General features: G+C 71.0%; 13 protein-coding genes, 1 rRNA gene and 1 pseudogene. 7 read left to right on the forward strand and 8 right to left on the reverse strand.

Features of this window, described 5'->3' with window-relative positions:
• Positions 1 to 81: 81 nt before the first annotated feature.
• Positions 82 to 2,058, reverse strand: coding sequence for a TIGR03960 family B12-binding radical SAM protein (locus tag ACPXB1_RS22660; protein WP_355598050.1), 1,977 nt, complete (start codon positions 2,056 to 2,058; stop codon positions 82 to 84).
• 172 nt (positions 2,059 to 2,230) lie between these two features.
• Here ACPXB1_RS22660 and ACPXB1_RS22665 point away from each other — a divergent pair, with 172 nt between their 5' ends.
• Positions 2,231 to 3,553, forward strand: a complete 1,323-nt coding sequence (locus tag ACPXB1_RS22665; RefSeq protein WP_355631519.1) for a hypothetical protein — start codon at positions 2,231 to 2,233, stop codon at positions 3,551 to 3,553.
• Between the two features lie 162 nt (positions 3,554 to 3,715).
• Here ACPXB1_RS22665 and ACPXB1_RS22670 read toward each other — a convergent pair whose 3' ends face one another.
• Positions 3,716 to 4,405: a lysophospholipid acyltransferase family protein gene (locus ACPXB1_RS22670; protein ID WP_355598054.1), complete on the reverse strand. Its 690-nt coding sequence runs from the start codon at positions 4,403 to 4,405 to the stop codon at positions 3,716 to 3,718.
• Between the two features lie 155 nt (positions 4,406 to 4,560).
• On the reverse strand, positions 4,561 to 7,707 hold the full coding sequence (ileS, locus tag ACPXB1_RS22675; RefSeq protein ID WP_355631516.1) for an isoleucine--tRNA ligase: 3,147 nt from the start codon (positions 7,705 to 7,707) through the stop codon (positions 4,561 to 4,563).
• Between the two features lie 320 nt (positions 7,708 to 8,027).
• On the opposite strand from ileS, the gene ACPXB1_RS22680 reads away from it, so the two are divergent.
• The 3 genes from ACPXB1_RS22680 (at position 8,028) to sigJ (ending at position 9,764) form a co-directional block, all read left to right on the forward strand.
• The gene (locus tag ACPXB1_RS22680; protein WP_425735759.1) at positions 8,028 to 8,207 is read left to right on the forward strand and encodes a hypothetical protein; all 180 of its coding nucleotides are present in this window, start codon (positions 8,028 to 8,030) and stop codon (positions 8,205 to 8,207) included.
• A 244-nt stretch (positions 8,208 to 8,451) separates the two neighbouring features.
• On the forward strand, positions 8,452 to 8,892 hold the full coding sequence (locus ACPXB1_RS22685) for a carboxymuconolactone decarboxylase family protein (RefSeq protein ID WP_355598060.1): 441 nt from the start codon (positions 8,452 to 8,454) through the stop codon (positions 8,890 to 8,892).
• Entirely contained in the window at positions 8,889 to 9,764 is an 876-nt protein-coding gene (gene sigJ, locus ACPXB1_RS22690) for an RNA polymerase sigma factor SigJ (protein WP_355598062.1), read from the forward strand. Before ACPXB1_RS22685 ends, sigJ begins: the two co-directional genes overlap by 4 nt.
• A 79-nt stretch (positions 9,765 to 9,843) precedes the next feature.
• Here the strand turns inward: sigJ and ndk are convergent, their stop codons facing one another.
• Complete coding sequence (gene ndk / locus ACPXB1_RS22695; protein ID WP_355598064.1) at positions 9,844 to 10,269, reverse strand: nucleoside-diphosphate kinase; 426 nt, start codon at positions 10,267 to 10,269, stop codon at positions 9,844 to 9,846.
• 142 nt (positions 10,270 to 10,411) lie between these two features.
• Here ndk and ACPXB1_RS22700 point away from each other — a divergent pair.
• Both ACPXB1_RS22700 and ACPXB1_RS22705 read left to right on the forward strand, forming a co-directional pair.
• Positions 10,412 to 10,946: pseudogene (locus ACPXB1_RS22700) on the forward strand (glyoxalase/bleomycin resistance/dioxygenase family protein); the annotation flags it as partial.
• A gap of 206 nt (positions 10,947 to 11,152) precedes the next feature.
• Positions 11,153 to 11,890 carry a VOC family protein gene (locus tag ACPXB1_RS22705; RefSeq protein WP_425735762.1) on the forward strand — a complete coding sequence of 246 codons (738 nt, stop codon included), beginning with the start codon at positions 11,153 to 11,155 and terminating at the stop codon, positions 11,888 to 11,890.
• Between the two features lie 87 nt (positions 11,891 to 11,977).
• On the opposite strand, the gene ACPXB1_RS22710 is transcribed toward ACPXB1_RS22705, so the two are convergent.
• The 3 genes from ACPXB1_RS22710 to ACPXB1_RS22720 are packed head-to-tail and all read right to left on the reverse strand — an operon-like array spanning position 11,978 to position 16,379.
• Entirely contained in the window at positions 11,978 to 12,433 is a 456-nt protein-coding gene (locus ACPXB1_RS22710) for a DUF4233 domain-containing protein (protein WP_355598068.1), read from the reverse strand.
• Positions 12,430 to 13,764, reverse strand: coding sequence for a bifunctional folylpolyglutamate synthase/dihydrofolate synthase (locus tag ACPXB1_RS22715; protein WP_355598070.1), 1,335 nt, complete (start codon positions 13,762 to 13,764; stop codon positions 12,430 to 12,432). The genes ACPXB1_RS22710 and ACPXB1_RS22715 overlap by 4 nt, the downstream gene beginning before the upstream one ends.
• Positions 13,761 to 16,379, reverse strand: a complete 2,619-nt coding sequence (locus tag ACPXB1_RS22720; protein WP_355598072.1) for a valine--tRNA ligase — start codon at positions 16,377 to 16,379, stop codon at positions 13,761 to 13,763. The genes ACPXB1_RS22715 and ACPXB1_RS22720 overlap by 4 nt, the downstream gene beginning before the upstream one ends.
• A 69-nt stretch (positions 16,380 to 16,448) precedes the next feature.
• On the opposite strand from ACPXB1_RS22720, the gene ACPXB1_RS22725 reads away from it, so the two are divergent.
• Positions 16,449 to 17,135, forward strand: a complete 687-nt coding sequence (locus tag ACPXB1_RS22725; protein WP_355598074.1) for a hypothetical protein — start codon at positions 16,449 to 16,451, stop codon at positions 17,133 to 17,135.
• 193 nt (positions 17,136 to 17,328) lie between these two features.
• Here ACPXB1_RS22725 and rrf read toward each other — a convergent pair.
• Positions 17,329 to 17,399: ribosomal RNA gene (gene rrf, locus ACPXB1_RS22730) — 5S ribosomal RNA — on the reverse strand; the annotation flags it as partial.

A 17,399-nucleotide genomic window follows, 5' to 3' on the forward strand; every position in this document is an offset into this window, starting at 1 on the left:
ATGAAGTCATTGTCGGCGACACGCGGTGCCACAGGCAACAACTTCATGATCAACGCTGGCTGGGGCGGGGCCGGTCGGAGGTTAGGCGGAGGGGGCCTTCAATGCCTTCAGAGGGGTCAGGGGCAGGAGCTTCTTGCCGGTGGGGCCGATCTGGATCTCGGTGTCCATCGACGGGCAGACCCCGCAGTCGAAGCACGGCGTCCACCGGCAGTCGTCCTGCTCGAAGCCGCTAACCGAGTCCTGCCAGTCCTGCCAGAGCCAGTCCTTGTCCAGCCCCGAGTCGAGGTGGTCCCACGGAAGGACCTCCAACTCCTCGCGCTCACGGGTGGTGTACCAGTCGAGATCCACCCCGAAAGCCGGCAGCGTCTCGGCAGCGGCGTCCACCCAGCGCTGGTACGAGAAGTGCTCGCTCCAACCGTCGAACCGGCCGCCGTTCTCCCACACCTTGCGGATCACCGAGCCGACCCGGCGGTCACCTCGGGACAGCAGGCCCTCGATCAGCGACGGCTCGCCATCGTGGTAGCGGTAGCCGATGGCCCGGCCCAGCGAACGGTCCGAGTTGATCGCCTGCTTGAGGATCTTGAGCCGGTGGTCGATGACCTCCGGGCGCACCATTGACGCCCACTGGAACGGGGTGTGCGGCTTCGGCACGAAACCGCCGATGGAGACAGTGCAGCGAATGTCCTTGGAACCGGTGGCGGCCCGACCCGCCCTGATCACCTCGTGGGCCATGTCCGCGATCTCGAGGACGTCCTCGTCGGTCTCTGTGGGCAGGCCGCACATGAAGTAGAGCTTCACCTGCCGCCAGCCGTTGCTGTACGCGGTGACGACGGTGCGGATCAGGTCTTCCTTCGACACCATCTTGTTGATGACCTTGCGGATGCGCTCCGACCCGCCCTCCGGGGCGAACGTCAGGCCCGTCCGCCGACCGTTGCGGGACAACTCCTGGGCGAGGTCGATGTTGAAGGCGTCCACCCGGGTCGACGGCAGCGACAGCGAGACGTTGGTGCCGGCGTACTGCTCGGCCAGGCCGGAGCACATGTCGCCGATCTCGGAGTGGTCGGCCGACGACAGCGACAGCAGGCCCACCTCTGAGAAGCCGGAGAACTCCAGCCCCTGCTGCACCATCTGCCCCACTGTGGTGATCGAGCGCTCCCTCACCGGACGGGTGATCATGCCGGCCTGGCAGAACCGGCAACCCCGTGTGCAACCCCGGAAGATCTCCACCGCGTACCGCTCGTGGACCGTCTCGGCCAGCGGCACGAGGGGCTTTTTCGGGTACGGCCACGCGTCAAGGTCCATCGTCGTGCGCTTGTGCACCCGGAACGGCACATCTGCCCGGTTCGGCACGACCCGCTGGATCCGCCCGTCCGGGAGGTAGTCCACGTCGTAGAAGCGCGGCACGTACACGCTCTCGGTACGGGCCAGCCGCAGCAGCAGCTCGTCGCGGCCACCCGGGGAGCCCTCGGCCTTCCACTCCCGGACGATCGCGGTGATCTCCAGGACGGCCTCCTCGCCGTCACCGAGCACTGCGGCGTCGATGAAGTCGGCGATCGGCTCCGGGTTGAACGCCGCGTGCCCGCCGGCCACGATCACCGGGTCGGCGTCGGTGCGGTCCGCGGCAAGCATCGGGATGCCGGCCAGGTCGATCGCCGTGAGCAGGTTCGTGTAGCCCAGCTCGGTGGAGAACGAGATGCCGAACACGTCGAAGTCGCGCACCGGCCGGTGCGCGTCGACGGTGAACTGCGGCACGCCGTGGGCGCGCATCAGGTTCTCCAGGTCCGGCCAGACCGCGTACGTCCGCTCGGCGAGGGTGTCGGGCAGCTCGTTGAGCACCTCGTAGAGGATCTGCACGCCCTGGTTGGGCAGGCCCACCTCGTACGCGTCGGGATACATGAGCGCCCAGCGCACAGTCGCCGCGTCCCAGTCCTTGACCACCGCGCCCAGCTCACCGCCGACGTACTGGATGGGCTTGGAAACCTGAGGGAGCAGCGGCTCCAGCCGGGGCCAGACGGAATTGGTCGCGGCCGCACGCGGCGTCGTGGACGGGGCACTCATGATGCCCAAGGGTACGCGCCCGCCCGGCGCCGACCGCGCGGACGCCGCCACGACGCACCTTCACCTTCTACCTGCCGTACCGACCCCCCGCCGTCGCCCCGCCTCGATGCCCGCTGAGCGGCGGTGGCGACACGGTACTAACCTCGGACCGGCGCGAGAGGAGATTGCCGCGATGCCGGAGCCCCAGCCGGGAGCACGGCCGGCCGACGGGAGCACCCCGGGCGCGGAGCCGGACCATGACCCGGCGGTCGCCGACGAGCCGACCTCCCCACCCGTACCCCCGAAGCAGCCGGAGCCCTCGGACCAGCCCGCAACCACCGACGAACCGCAGGCCACCGACCAGGCCCGACCCACCGACCAGCCCCAGGCCCCGGACCAGCCGGGACCCACCGACCAGCCGGGGACTCCGGGATCCGCCGCCGAGACCGAGGACGTTCCCGCGCCCCGGTGGAGCGGGTCCGCGCCGGTGCCTCCCCCGCTGCCGCGTCGGCCCGCCTGGGGCGCGTCGGTCGAGCCGACCCCGCCGCCACCTCCACCCGACGAGGCGCCCGAGCACCGGACGCCCGTCGACCCGTGGGCTGGCGTGGACACCGGCGGCTGGCACCTGCCGTCCGCCGAACTGCCGCCGCTGCCTCCGACGTTGGACTACCCACTGCCGCCGGCGACCCGGCAGTGGCCCGAGCCGCCCGCGCCCCAGGTCGGCTCGCACCCGGTGTCGCCGCCGCCGGCTGCTCCCCTGCCACCTCCCGCGCACCCCACCGGCCCGCCACGGCCTCCTGCCGCCAGGCCCACCACCCCGGTCCGGCCCGCGCCGCCGGTCCAACCCCCGCAGCCGCCGGTCCAGCCGGCCCCGCCGGTACCCAAGCAGCGCAAGGGCCGCCGGTCGGCGCCGCCGACGCCACCACCGGGCTGGGAGCCACCCAAGGGGTACGCGCGTCGGCGTCGCCGCCGACGTTGGCCCTGGTTGCTGCTGCTCACGCTTGCCTGCTGCTGCGGCTGCCCGGCCTACTACGGGTTTCCGATCTCGGCCCAGTACCCGGCCCGCGCGGCGTTGCCCGACCGGGTGGCCGACCTCAGCCTGCGTCAGGACAACGGCAGCACCCAGACCGCCCGGCAGTTGGAAAACGAGGTACGCCAGGAACACTGGCTGGCCGAGGACACCTTCGCTGGCGTCTACACCACGTCAGACGGCAAGCGGGTCACGGTCTTCGGCGGCACCGGCTTCCGGCTGACCCCGGAGGCGGACGCGGACGCGGAGATCACCCGGCTCAGCGAGCGGTACGCGCTTGACGCTCCCGAGACGGTGAAGAGCGGCGTACGGGGACGGCACGAGCGCTGCGCGGTCGGCCGGTCCTCCGACACCGACGTAGTGGTCTGTACGTCGGTGGACCACGGCAGCATCGCCACCGGGGTGTTCACCCGGCTGTCCGTCTCCGACAGCGCCGACCTGCTGCACACACTGCGCCGTGAGATCGTCCGACCCGAGCAGGGCTGAGCCGCAGCCCTGCTCGGTGCGGGCCGGTGGGCGTGGCAGGCCGGCAGGCGTCGCGGGCCTGTCAGGGGTGGCAGGCCGCCGGGCGTCGCGGAACTGTCAGGGGGTGGCAGGCCGCTGGGCGTCGTGGGCCGCCAGAGGTGGCAGGCCCACGGGCGCGGATCGTCAGGCGTCGCGGGTCGGGTCCGGGTGGGCGCGCGGCGGGGCGTAGCGCGGCACGTACTCCTGGCCGGTGAGCTTCTGGATCTCGCTCATCAGCTCGTCGGTCATCTGCCGCAGCGAGGCGCGGTCGTCCGGGCGGCCGGTGAAGTCCAGTGGCTTGCCGAACCGGACAGTGATCTTGGCGGTGCCGGGGCGGGGCACCCGGGCGCCGATCGGTTGCGCCTTGTCCGTACCGATCATGCCGACCGGGATGATCGGCACTCCGGCGGAGAGGGCCAGGCGGGCCGCGCCGGTCCGCCCCCGGTAGAGCCTGCCGTCCGGCGAGCGGGTGCCCTCCGGGTAGACCACCACCAGGTCACCGCCCCTGAGCGCCGGGATGGCGGCGTCGAACGCGGACAGTGCCGCCCGCCCGCCGGCCCGCTCGACCGGGATGGCACCGAGGCCGGTGAGGACGAACTTGGAGATCGCGCCCTTCACACCGGTGCCCTTGAAATACTCCGACTTCGCCCAGAACGCCAGGTGGCGGGGCACCACCGTGCCGAGGAACAGCTCGTCGGCCACCGAGAGATGGTTGCCGGCGAAGACCGCGCCGCCGGTCTCCGGCACGTGCTCCAGCCCCTCCACGGTCGGGCGGAACGCCAACCGCAGCGTGGGCGCCACGGTGAGCTTGCCGATGGTGTAGAGCAGGGGCACTGGTCCTCCGGCAGATGAGGTGCGGACAGGCGGTGTCACGGTAGCGGACGCCTCCACACCTCCGCCGACGGAGGTGGTGAGGCGCCCGCACCCTGACGATATTCCGTTAGGAAGGGGCCCTTCCTATACATCAGGCGTTAGGAAGGGGCCCTTCCTTACACCCGGCGGACGACCACCGTTACCCGGTCGCCCTCGCCGACCTCACCGGTGAAGCCGTCGAGCCCTTCGGCGAAGTCGACCGAGTCGGCCAGCACCTCGCGGGCCACGAAGTCGCCGTACGCGGCCACCGCCGCGCGCACCTCCTCCGACGCCGACACCGACACCGCGATCCGGTCCGAGACGTTCAGGTCGGCGTCGCGGCGGGCCTGCTGCACCACCCGCACCACGTCGCGGGCCAGCCCCTCGGCGGCCAGCTCCGGGGTGACCTCGGTGTCGAGCACCACCACGCCCTCACCGGCGGGCAGCGGCGCGGAGTGCTCGGCGTCGGCCGCGACGAGCCGCAGCTCGTACTCGCCCTCGGCCAGGGTGATGCCGGCGGCCACCGGGGCGCCGTCGACAAGCTCCCAGTCGCCGGCCTTGACCGCCTTGATCACCTGCTGGACCTGCTTGCCGACGCGCGGGCCGAGAGCCCGGGGCACCACTGTCAGCACCTGCTGGCAGTACTCGGCCAGGTCCGCGCTGAACTCCACGACCTTCACGTTGACCTCGTCGGTGACCAGGTCGGCGAACGGGCGCAGCTGCTCCGCCGCGGGCGTTGCCACTGTCAGCTTCGACAGCGGCAGACGCACCCGCAGACCCTTGGCCTTGCGCAGCGACAGCGCCGCCGAGGCGACCGCCCGGGTGGCGTCCATCGCGGCAACCAGCTCGTGGTCGGCCGGGAAGTCCTCCGCCGAGGGCCAGTCGGTCAGGTGCACCGACCGTTCACCGGTCAGGCCACGCCAGATCTCCTCCGCGGTCAGCGGCGCCAGCGGCGCCACCACCCGGCAGAGCGTCTCCAGCACCGTCCACAACGTGTCGAACGCCTCCGCGTCGCCGGCCCAGAAGCGGTCCCGGGAGCGGCGCACGTACCAGTTGGTAAGTGCGTCCAGGTAGGACCGGACGGTGGCGCACGCACCCGAGATGTCGTACGCGTCCATCTGCGCGCCGACAGTCGACACCAGCTCGTTGGTCTTGGCCAGCACGTACCTGTCGAGCAGGTGCGTCGAGTCGGTGCGGCGGCGGGCGGTGTGCCCGTCGGCGTTGGCGTAGAGCGAGAAGAAGTACCACACGTTCCACAGCGGCAGCAGCACCTGCCGGACGGCGTCGCGGATGCCCGCCTCAGTGACCGCCATGTCTCCGCCGCGCAGCACCGGTGACGACATCAGCATCCAGCGCATCGCGTCCGACCCGTACGCGTCGAAGATGTGGTAGACGTCCGGGTAGTTGCGCAGGCTCTTGGACATCTTGCGCCCGTCCGAGCCGAGCAGGATGCCGTGGCTCAGGCAGTTACGGAACGCCGGCCTGTCGAACAGCGCGGTGGCCAGCACGTGCATCGTGTAGAACCAGCCGCGGGTCTGCCCGATGTACTCGACGATGAAGTCACCCGGGTAGTGGTGCTCGAACCAGTCCGCGTTCTCGAACGGGTAGTGCACCTGGGCGAACGGCATCGACCCGGACTCGAACCAGCAGTCCAGCACCTCCGGCACCCGGCGCATCATCGACTTGCCGGTCGGGTCGTCCGGGTTGGGGCGGACCAGGTCGTCCACCGCCGGTCGGTGCAGGTCGGTCAGGCGTACGCCGAAGTCCCGCTCGATGTCGGCGAGCGAGCCGTAGACGTCCAGGCGCGGGTAGTTCGGGTCGTCGGACTTCCACACCGGGATGGGCGAGCCCCAGAACCGGTTGCGGCTGATCGACCAGTCGCGGGCATTGGCCAGCCATTTGCCGAACGAGCCGTCCTTGATGTGGCCGGGCGTCCAGTTGATCTCCTGGTTGAGCTCGACCATCCGGTCCTTGAACTTTGTCACGGCCACGAACCACGACGACACCGCCTTGTAGACGAGCGGGGTGTCGCAGCGCCAGCAGTGCGGGTACGAGTGGGTGTAGGTGTCCTGCTTGAGCACCACCCCCCGCTCCTTCAGCTCCCGGATCACCGGCTTGTTGACGTCGAAGACCTGCTCACCCTGGTACGGCGGGACCAGCGATGTGAACCGGGTGTGGTCGTCGACAGTGACGATTGTGGGGATGCCTGCGGCGTTGCAGACGTTCTGGTCGTCCTCACCGAACGCCGGTGCGAGGTGCACGATCCCGGTGCCGTCCTCGGTGGTGACGAACTCCGCGCCGAGCACCTGGTAGGCGTTGTCGCCGGCCTGCTCGACGAGGAAGTCGAACAGAGGCGTGTAGCGGCGGCCGACCAGAGCCTTGCCGGTCACCCAGCCGACCTGCTCGTATCCCTCCAACTCCTTGGCATAAGCCCCGAGCCGGGACTCCCCGACCACGTACCGCTGGCCGTCGCGCTCCAGCACCGCGTACCGGATGTCCGGGCCGACGGCGAGCGCGAGGTTGGACGGCAGGGTCCACGGCGTGGTGGTCCAGACGCCGAGCCTGACCGGCCCGCGGACCAGCTCCGGGGCACGCTCGTCCGGGGTCAGCTCGAACCACACGGTAAGCGTCGGGTCGTGCCGGTCCCGGTAGACGTCGTCCATCCGGGTCTCGGTGTTCGACAGCGGCGTCTCGCAGCGCCAGCAGTACGCCAGCACCCGGAAACCCTCGTAGATCAGGCCCTTGTCGTGCAGGGTCCTGAAGGCCCACATGACGCTTTCCATGTAGTCCAGGTCGAGGGTCTTGTAGTCGTTGGCGAAGTCGACCCACCGGGCCTGCCGGTTGATGTACCGCTCCCAGTCCTGGGTGAACTCCAGCACCGACGTGCGGCACGCCTCGTTGAACCGGGCCACGCCCAGGTCGAGGATCTCCGCCTTGCTTGTGATGCCGAGCTGCTTCTCGGCCACCACCTCGGCGGGCAGGCCGTGACAGTCCCAGCCGAAGCGCCGCTCGACGTGCCGCCCGCGCATTGTCTGGTAGCGCGGCACCACGTCCTTGACGTACCCGGTGAACAGGTGGCCGTAGTGCGGCAGGCCGTTTGCGAACGGCGGGCCGTCGTAGAAGACGTACTCGTTCTTGCCGTCGTCACCGGCCGGGCGGGCCTCGACGGACGCCTCGAAGGTCTTGTCGGCCGTCCAGTGCTCCAGCACCCGGCGCTCGACCGCGGGCAGGTCCGGGCTCGCCGGGACACCGGCGGCGGTCGGGTCGTGCATCGGATAGGCCATCGGGGGTCGCTCTCCTCGCGCAGCTCACTCAACGTGGGTCTGCGAGGACGAACCTTCCGGGGTACGCCTGAGACGGCGCTCCCGGGTGGTCCGCGGTACCACCCCGCTTGGCGGTCAGGATCGACCGCCCGCTCATTGTCGGCTGTGACGGGCCGAACCCGTCCGGTTCTACTGGGCCGGTTGCCCGGCTGTTCTTCCGGAGGCTCACCGGTGATGGCCGGGTCATCGCCTTACGGTGCACAACGATACTCGATCCACCCCCCACCCCGCCCCCGAGTAATCCCCGCCCACCCGCCTCACGCTGCCTCACGCTGTCGATCATGAGGTTGACGGGCGAGTGGATCACCAGATCGCCCGCCAACCTCATGATCGCGGCCGCCCTGCTGCTGCCGGCCCTGCTCTCGCGCGGCGTCCTCGCCCGGGGTCTGGGCACGCGGGCGATGGTGTTGGTGGGTGAACGGTCGTACTCGATGTATCTGATCCAGTCCATCTACCCGTGATCGAGTTGGGCCGTCGGCTTGCCGGCCGGGTGTCGCGGCCCGACCCGCGCGGCGACGCCCCGCCGGCCCGCCCAGCACCGCCCGCGCCGGCGATCCTCGGATTCCCCGCCCCCGCGCCGACACCGTCCCGGCGAACCGCGGCTGAACCCCTGCGGACCGCATGACCGGGATCACAGCCGGAGCTGTCACGGCGCACCCCGCTCGGTCCGTCATGTCGGTGTCGCAACCGATCAGGGAGGTAGTCATGCAGCGGATGAACGCACACGAGGTCGTGCCGCAGGGATACCGGGCCGTGCTGGGCCTGGAGCAGTACGTCCGGTCGAACGTCGACCACACGGTCCTGGAGCTGGTCAAGCTGCGGGCGTCGATGTTGAACGGCTGCGCCTTCTGCGTGGACATGCACAGCCGGGACGCGCTCGGCGCCGGCGAGTCGAGCCGGCGGCTGTTCGCGGTGGCCACCTGGCGCGAGGCGCCGTTCTTCGACGAACGGGAACGCACCGCGCTGGCCCTCACCGACGCGGTGACCCGCCTCGGCGACCACGGGGTGCCGGACGACGTCTGGGACGCCGCCGCGAAGGTCTGGTCGGAGAAGGAACTGGCCGACCTGGTCCTCGCGATTGCCACAATCAACGTGTGGAATCGACTGGCGGTCACCATGCGCACGGAGCTTCCGGCCCAGGTGTGACGACCGAGGCGACGCAGGCGGCCGGTGCGCTCCAGGCGCACCGGCCGATGCTGCTCGGCCTGGCCTACCGCCTGCTCGGCAGCCGGCACGACGCCGAGGACGTACTCCAGGAGGCGTACCTGCGCTGGCTGGGTGTGGACCGCTCGACGGTGGCCGAGCCCCGCCGCTACCTGTCCCGGGTCGTGACGCGGCTGGCCCTGGACCGGCTGCGTGCGCGGCAGGCGACCCGCGAGACGTACGTCGGGCCGTGGCTGCCCGAGCCGGTGCCGACCGAGCCCTCCCCGTTCGGGCCGTTGGACACCGCTGAGCTGCGCGACTCGCTGTCCGCCGCCCTGCTGCACGTGCTGGAGCGGCTCACCCCACCGGAGCGCGCGGTGTACGTCCTGCACACCGCCTTCGAGCTGCCGTACGCGGAGATCGCCGAGATCCTGGACCGTACTCCCGAGGACTGCCGGCAGCTGCACCACCGCGCTACCGCCCGCGTACGCCAGGAACGGCGTCGGTTCACCGCCAGCCGGTCGGAGCGCGAGCGGCTGTTGGAGGCGTTCCTGGCCGCCGCCCGGAACGGGGACCTGGCGACGCTCACCGGTCTGGTCGCCGCGGACGCCACGGCGTGGAACGACGGCGGCGGTCGGGCGCAGGCCGCCCGCAACCCCATCGCGGGCGCCGACCGGATAGCCCGGTTCTTCGCAGGGATCTACGGGACGGGCCGGATCTGGGCGGTGCGGCGGCTGGAGTTGAACGGCGAACCCGCAGCCCTGCTGACCCGCGCGAACGGCGACCGCTACACGCTGACGGTCGCCGCTGCCGATGGCCGGATCACCGGGATCTACGTGGTGGGCAACCCGGCGAAGCTACCGCCGGTCGACTGATCCGCGCCGCGAGCCCGCGTCGACCGCTCGGGTCAGCCCCGTTCGCGGCCGACGGGCCCAGGTGCGGCAGAGGCTGTGCTCAGCCCAGCTCGGGGAACCAGAGCGCGATCTCGCGCTTGGCGCTGTCCGGCGAGTCGGAGGCGTGCACCAGGTTCTCCCGGTTGGACAGCGACAGGTCGCCCCGGATCGTGCCGGCGGCGGCCTTGCGGCCGTCGGTCGCGCCGACCAGCCCTCGTACCACGTCGATGACCTGGTCGCCGGAGAGCACCAGGGCCACAAGCGGGCCGCTGGTCATGAAGTCCTTCAGCGGCGGGTAGAACGGCTTGTCGACGTGCTCGGCGTAGTGCTCGTCGGCGAGCGCCGCGTCCATCGTCCGGTGCGTCATCGCGTCGATCCGCAGCCCCTTGCGCTCGAAGCGGGAGAGGACCTCGCCGACCAGACCCCGGCGGACCGCGTCGGGCTTGATCAGAACGAGGCTGCGCTCATCCGGGCTGTTGCTGGACACGCTGGGTTCCTCCTGTACGCGCAGAACGCTCGGGCTCGGTACGGTCAGCCTAGCGACCCGGTCCCGGCGCCGGCGCGGCGGCCGGTCTTTCCCCCGGTGGCCGATCCGGCCTAGCCTGGCCCTGACCCCCGGGAGGTCCACTGTGGCGAATGGCGGGAACCGGCCCATCGCGCCGGTACGCAAGTTGATCGGCGCGGTGCTCGGCACCGTGGCCACGTTCGTCGTCCTCTTCGGGCTGGGCATGACCAGCTGGGCCATCGTGGCGCTCGGGGTCGCCCTGCTGGTGCTGGCGATCGCGCTGGCCACCGTACGCGGCGGTGGGCGCACCTGGGTGGTCGGTGTCGGCCACGTGCACAGCGCCTCCGAACCACCCACCCAGTACGCGTTCGGCCGCTGCGAGCTGCAACTGGTCCTCGACGCGCCGGGCCTGCCGCCCCGGTCCAAGAAGATCATCGAGCCGCGGGTGCCGGTCTCCAAGTGGCCGTCGCTGGGTCAGGCCCTGCCGATCCGGGTCGCGCTGGACGACCAGCGGCACGTCAAGGTCCTGTGGGACGAGGTGCCGACCCACGCCGAGATGGCGGCGGCCGTCGCCGACCTCCCGCCGGAGTTCGCCGACGTCGACGCCGTGGACGAGATGCTGATCCAGCAGGACGCCCCGCCGTGGGCGGGCCGCGCGGCGGACGACGACTTCCGGGACGACTTCCGCGACCCGCGCGGCGACGACCCGTTCCGGGATCCGCGCGGTGACGACCCGTTCCGCGACCCGCGCAGCGGCGATCCGTTCCGGGATCCGCACGACTCCGACCCGTTCCGCGCCCCGCGTGACCCTGATCCGCTGCTCGACGACGACATCGTCCCGGCGGACGAGCACGAACCGGTGGTCATGAGCCACAGCCCGAGCGGCCGGGTGGTACTGGAGGGCGTCTTGGTCGAGCAGCAGGCCGGCGGCCTGCCCCGACGGGCCACCACGCCCGCGCCGCGCCCGCCGGAGGACGACCGGCCCGCAGCGGCGGAGGAACGCCTCGACCCGCCCGCCACGCAGCTCCTTGATCCACCCGCAGCGCAGCGCTTTGATCCGCCGCCCGGTCAGCGCACCGGCCCCGGCGGCGCGGACCCGCTGGACCCCCTGGACCTGCCGCTGGACGACCCGGCCACGGGCGCAGCGGCCCCCGAGACCGTCACCGCCGAGGAACTGGACGAAGCGATCTTCGGGTACGACGACGCGGCCGTGGCTGACCCGGCCGGCCCGATCAGCGGCGTCGGCCTCACGCTGCTGGTCACCGACCTTTCCCGATCGCTCACCTTCTACCGCGACCGGCTCGGCTTCACCGAGTTCGACAGGGGCACCGGCAACGCGGTGCTCGCCTCCGGCACGACCCGGCTGGTGCTGCGTGAGCTGACCGAGGCCGCGCCGATCAGCCGCCGACTGGTACACGTCAACCTCGAAGTGGACGACATCGAGGGCGCGTACGAGCGGATGCGCGACTCCGGCGTCCGTTTCACCTACGCCCCCCGGGTGGTCAGCCGGGGCAGCAAGCTGGAGGTGTGGGCGGCGGCATTCCGGGACCCGGACGGCCACGGCATCGCCCTCACCCAGTGGCGCGAACGCGCCGACGCCTGACCCCGGCCCCTCCATATGCCCTGCGTGGTCCATACGGTGTCACCCGACGCCGCTGGCCCTCCGCCGTGAGCCGGTGGGGCAGCGCGTTCAGCCGAGGATGACCCGGCGGACGTGCAGCGCGTACGCCCAGACCAGGGCGAAGATGATGCCCAACGCGAGCAGCGACCAGTGCAGCAGGCCGGCGAGCATCAGCAGGCCCTGGAACACGGTGCCGGCGTGCCAGGCCCATTGGCGGCGCATCATGCCGGCGAGCAGCACGGCGACCACAGCCAGGGCCACCACCACGCCGATCGCGGTGCCGCTGAGATCACCGCCGACGACCCGGATCGGCTGGATCGCCAGCAGCAGAACCAGCGCCTCCAGGCTGAGAGTCCCGGCGCCCAGACCGCGTACCGCCCGTTCCGGGTTACGCAACCCGGAACGGCGCGGCTGCCCAGCGGGCGGCTGGTCCGCTGTTGGCTGGTCCGCCAGTGGCTGGTCCGCCGGCGGTCGCTCCGCTGGCGGCTGCTCTGCGGTCCGGGGGTCCCGCTCCGGGCCGGTCATCGCTTCAACAGCCGACGGGCGTCCGCCACCGTGACCACGGAACCCGTGATCAGCACACCGACCCCGCTCAGCTCACCGGGGACGTCCTCCTCGGTGAGCGCCACCGCCAGCTCGATCGCGTCCGGCATCTCCTCGGCCACCTCGACCCGGTCCTCGCCGAACACCTCGGCCGCCAGAGCGGCGAGTTCCTTCGTCGGCATCGCCCGGGGCGAGCTGTTCCGGGTCACGACCACCACGTCAGCCACCGGCTCCAGCAGCTCCAGCAGACTGCCGGCGTCCTTGTCGGCGAGCACACCGACCACCGCCACCAGCTTGCTGAACGCGAACTCCTCCTGCAGTGCGGTGACTGTCGCGGCCATGCCGTGCGGGTTGTGCGCCCCGTCCAGCAGGACTGTGGGCGCGCTGCGGACCCGCTCCAGCCGACCCGGTGAGCTGGCCGTGGCAAAGCCCTCCCGTACGGCTTCGACGTCCAGCTGACGCCGCGCCCCGGCGCCCAGGAACGCTTCCACGGCGGCGAGCGCCACCGCCGCGTTCTGCGCCTGATGTGCCCCGTGCAGCGGGATGAACACGTCGTCGTAGACACCGCCCAGACCCTGGAGGGTGAGCACCTGCCCGCCGACCGCTACCGCGCGGCTCAGCACGCCGAACTCGGCGCCCTCCCGCGCGATGGTGGCGCCCACCTCGGAGCAGCGTTCGAGGAGGGGACGCGCGGCCTCCTCCTCCTGCGCCGCCGCGATAACTGTGGCGCCCGGGTGGATGATGCCGGCCTTGGCCAGCGCGATGTCCTGGAGCGTGTCGCCGAGCCACTCGGTGTGGTCAAGGCCGATCGGGGTGATGACGCAGACCCCGGCCTGGATGACGTTTGTGGCGTCCTCGGCACCGCCGAGCCCGACCTCGACCACAGCGATGTCGACGGGCGCGTCGGCGAACGTCGCGAACGCCAACGCGGTGGTCATGTCGAAGTACGTCAGCGGTTCGTCCGAGCGGGCGTCGACCAGCTCGGCCAGCGGCTTGACCTCCTGGTAAACCGCCGCGAACCGTTCCTCGCTCACCGGCTCGCCGTCCAGGCTGATGCGCTCCCGGACGGTCTCCAGGTGCGGACTGGTGTACCTGCCGGTGTGCAGCCCGAACGCCCGGAGCAACGAGTCGATCATCCGCGCGGTGGAGGTCTTGCCGTTGGTGCCGGTCAGGTGGATCGCCGGGTACGCCCGTTGCGGGCTGCCGAGCAGGTCGAGCAGTGACTCGATCCGGTCGAGCTCGAAGACCATGCGGGTGAAACCGCGGGCGGCGAGCTCGGCCTCGGCGGCGGCGAATTCGGTACGGTCGGTCACGAGGGAAGCGCCTCCAGGGCAGCATCGATCCGGACCAGGTCGGCCTCGGCGGTGGCCAGTCGGTCGCGGATCTTCGCGACGACCGGCTCGGGGGCCTTGCCGATGAAGGCTGGGTTGTCGAGCTTCGCCTTCGCCTGCGTGACCTCCTTCTGGGCCGCAGCGCGGTCCTTGGTCAGCCGGGCACGCTCGGCGGCCACGTCGATCGTCCCCCGGGTGTCCAACGCGACACCGACCGCGCCGGGCATGGCCAGCGTGGCGCTGGCCTGGAAGTCGTCGCCGGCCGGGTCCAGCCGCACCAGCGACCGGATCAGCGGCTCGTGCGCGGCGATGCCAGCCCCGGTCAGCCCGTCGAGCCGGGCGGCCACCCGCTGCGTCGGGCGCAGCCCCTGGTCGGAGCGGAACCGACGGATCTCGGTGACGACCCGCTGCACACTTGCCAGCTCGGCCTCGGCGGCGTCGTCGATGAGCGCCCGGTCGGCCACCGGCCAGGCCGCGTACTGCACCGTGTCGCCGCCGGTCAGCGCGAGCCACAGCTCCTCGGTGACGAACGGGATGACCGGGTGCAGCAGCCGCAGCAGCTGGTCCAGGACATGCCCGAGCACCCGGCGGCTGGCCTCCGCCCGCTCGCCGCCCTCGGCGAGCACCGGCTTGCTCAACTCGACGTACCAGTCGCAGACGTCGTCCCAGGCGAAGTGGTAGAGCAAATCGCACACCTTCGCGAACTCGTACGCCTCGAACTGCTCGTCGACCTCGGCGGTGACGTGCGCCAGTCGGGACAGAATCCACCTGTCGACGGTGGAGAGCTGCTCGACGGGTGGCAGGTCACCGTTGGTGTGCGCCCCGTTCATCAGGGCGAAGCGGGTGGCGTTCCAGAGCTTGTTGCAGAAGTTGCGCGAGCCCTGGCACCACTCCTCGCTGACCGGAACGTCCTGACCGGGGTTGCCGCCCCGGGCCAGCGTGAAGCGGGTGGCGTCAGCGCCGTACCGGTCGATCCAGTCCAGCGGGTCGACCACGTTGCCGAACGACTTCGACATCTTCTTGCCGAACTGGTCGCGCACCATGCCGTGCAGGGCGACAACGTCGAACGGCGGCCGGCCGTCCATCGCGTACAGGCCGAACATCATCATCCGGGCGACCCAGAAGAACAGGATGTCGTAGCCGGTGACCAGAACGCTCGTCGGGTAGAACTTCGCAAGCTCCGGGGTCTGCTCGGGCCAGCCGAGCGTGGAGAACGGCCACAGACCGCTGGAGAACCAGGTGTCGAGAACGTCCTCGTCCTGGTGCCAGCCCTCGCCGGTCGGCGGCTGCTCGTCGGGGCCGACGCACACGATCTCGCCCTGCGGGCCGTACCAGACAGGGATGCGGTGCCCCCACCACAGCTGGCGGGAGATGCACCAGTCGTGCATGTTGTCGACCCAGGCGAAGTAGCGCTTGGCCAGGTCGGCCGGCTCGATACGCACCCGGCCGTCGCGGACCGCATCGCCGGCCGCCTGGGCCAGCGGAGCGGTGTTGACGAACCACTGCAGCGACAGCCGCGGCTCGACTGTCGTCTTGCACCGCGAGCAGTGCCCGACCGCGTGCACGTACGGGCGCTTCTCAGCCACGATCCGGCCCTGCTCGCGCAGCGCAGCCACGATCGCGGGCCGCGCCTCGAACCGGTCCAGCCCTTCGAACGGGCCGGGCACGGTGATCACGCCGCGCTCGTCCATCACGGTGGGCGCGGGCAGGTCGTGGCGCTGACCGATCTCGAAGTCGTTGGGGTCGTGGGCGGGCGTCACCTTGACCATGCCGGTGCCGAAGGACGGGTCGACGTGCGCGTCCGCGACGATCGGGATGCGACGGCCGGTCAGTGGCAGCTCGACCTCGGTGCCGATCAGGTGCTTGTACCGCTCGTCGTCGGGGTGCACGGCCACGGCGGTGTCGCCGAGCATCGTCTCGGCCCGGGTGGTGGCGACCACTACCTCGTCGCTGTACCGGATGGAGATCAGCTCGCCGTCGTCGTCGGTGTGCTCGACCTCGATGTCGGAGAGCGCGGTCAGGCAGCGCGGACACCAGTTGATGATCCGGTTCGCCCGGTAGATGAGACCGTCGTCGAAGAGCTTCTTGAAGATCGTCTGGACGGCCCGCGACAGGCCCTCGTCCATTGTGAAGCGCTCGCGGTCCCAGTCGACGGAGTCACCGAGTCGGCGCATCTGGCCGAGGATCGCACCACCGGACTCGGCCTTCCACTGCCAGACCCGCTCGACGAACTTCTCCCGACCCAGGTCATGGCGGGACAGACCCTCGGCGGCGAGCTGCCGCTCGACGACGTTCTGGGTAGCGATGCCCGCATGGTCCATACCCGGCAGCCAGAGCGTCTCGAAGCCCTGCATCCGCTTACGCCGCACCAGAGCGTCCTGGACCGTGTGGTCCAGGGCGTGACCCATGTGCAGAGAGCCGGTGACATTCGGCGGCGGGATCACGATCGTGAAGGGCGGCTTGTCGCTGGTCGCTGAGGCCCGGAAGTGGCCGCCGGCTACCCACTGCTCGTACCGTCGCTGCTCTACCTCGGCTGGCAGGTACTGGCCGGCAAGGGTCGGGGCGTCGGGGCGTCGGGCATCCAGTCTCTCGGTCACCTGACAAGTCTACGGAGGGCTTTCACAGACCCGACGTGCGCCACCTGCCATTCGCGTACGGTGTCGGCTATGTCCGACGCACATCTCACTGAGCGTCCGCTCGACGGCGGTCGCGACCCTGTCGAGCTGACCGAGGAGCCGATCCAACTGAGCACCCGGGACACCGGAGGCGCCCCCGAGGAGCGTTCCGGTGGCTGGTCCCGGCGTCGCCGGATCGCCTGGGCTGCCGCGCTGGCGGTGGGCCTCGCGGGCGCGGGCGCGCTGACCCTCGCTGGGTGGCGGGTGGTGCAGCAGAAGGACACCCGGTTGAGTTCCCCCGATCAGGTGGCGGGGTTGACGCGGGACGACAGCGAGCGGGCGAAGAGCACAGCGGACTACCTGCGCAGCGGCCTGGCCGCGGACATCGAGCTGGACCGCAGCTTCGGCACCGTCTACCGCGACCCGGCGGACGACAAGCGTTCGGTGCTCATCTTCGGCGGCACCACACTGCTGTGGCAGCCGGAGCGCGACCTCACAAGCCTGTTCGGCCTGATGTCCGACGAGACGGGTGCGGTGACCGGCCTGCGCGAGGTCCCCGCGGGCGGGCTGGGCGGCGTGATGAAGTGCGGCAGCACCACGGGCGAGGGTGGCGACTTCGCGGTGTGTGGTTGGGCCGACCACGGCAGCGTCGTGATGGCCATGTTCCCCGGACGGTCCGTCGACGACGCCGGCGCTCTGCTGCGCGATCTCCGCGCCGACATGCAGACCCGCGACTGATCCGCCCCCGCGCCGTCGGCGGTCGCCCTCTGCGCCCATGAGGTACGTCCGCCCGGGTCGACTCGTCTTCCTGGAAAGCAGGGCATCAGCCGGCTACGGATGCCCCGGTTTCCGTGAAAGCGGGTGGATCAATAGCAGGGCGGTGAACGCAAATAGGGCCACCCCTTGAAGGGGTGGCCCTATTTGGAAGATTGTCCGGCGGTGTCCTACTCTCCCACACCCTCACGAGTGCAGTACCATCGGCGCTGGAGGGCTTAGCTTCCG

The sequence above is a fragment of the Micromonospora sp. DT68 genome, from assembly GCF_049847245.1.
Lineage (GTDB): Bacteria > Actinomycetota > Actinomycetes > Mycobacteriales > Micromonosporaceae > Micromonospora > Micromonospora profundi.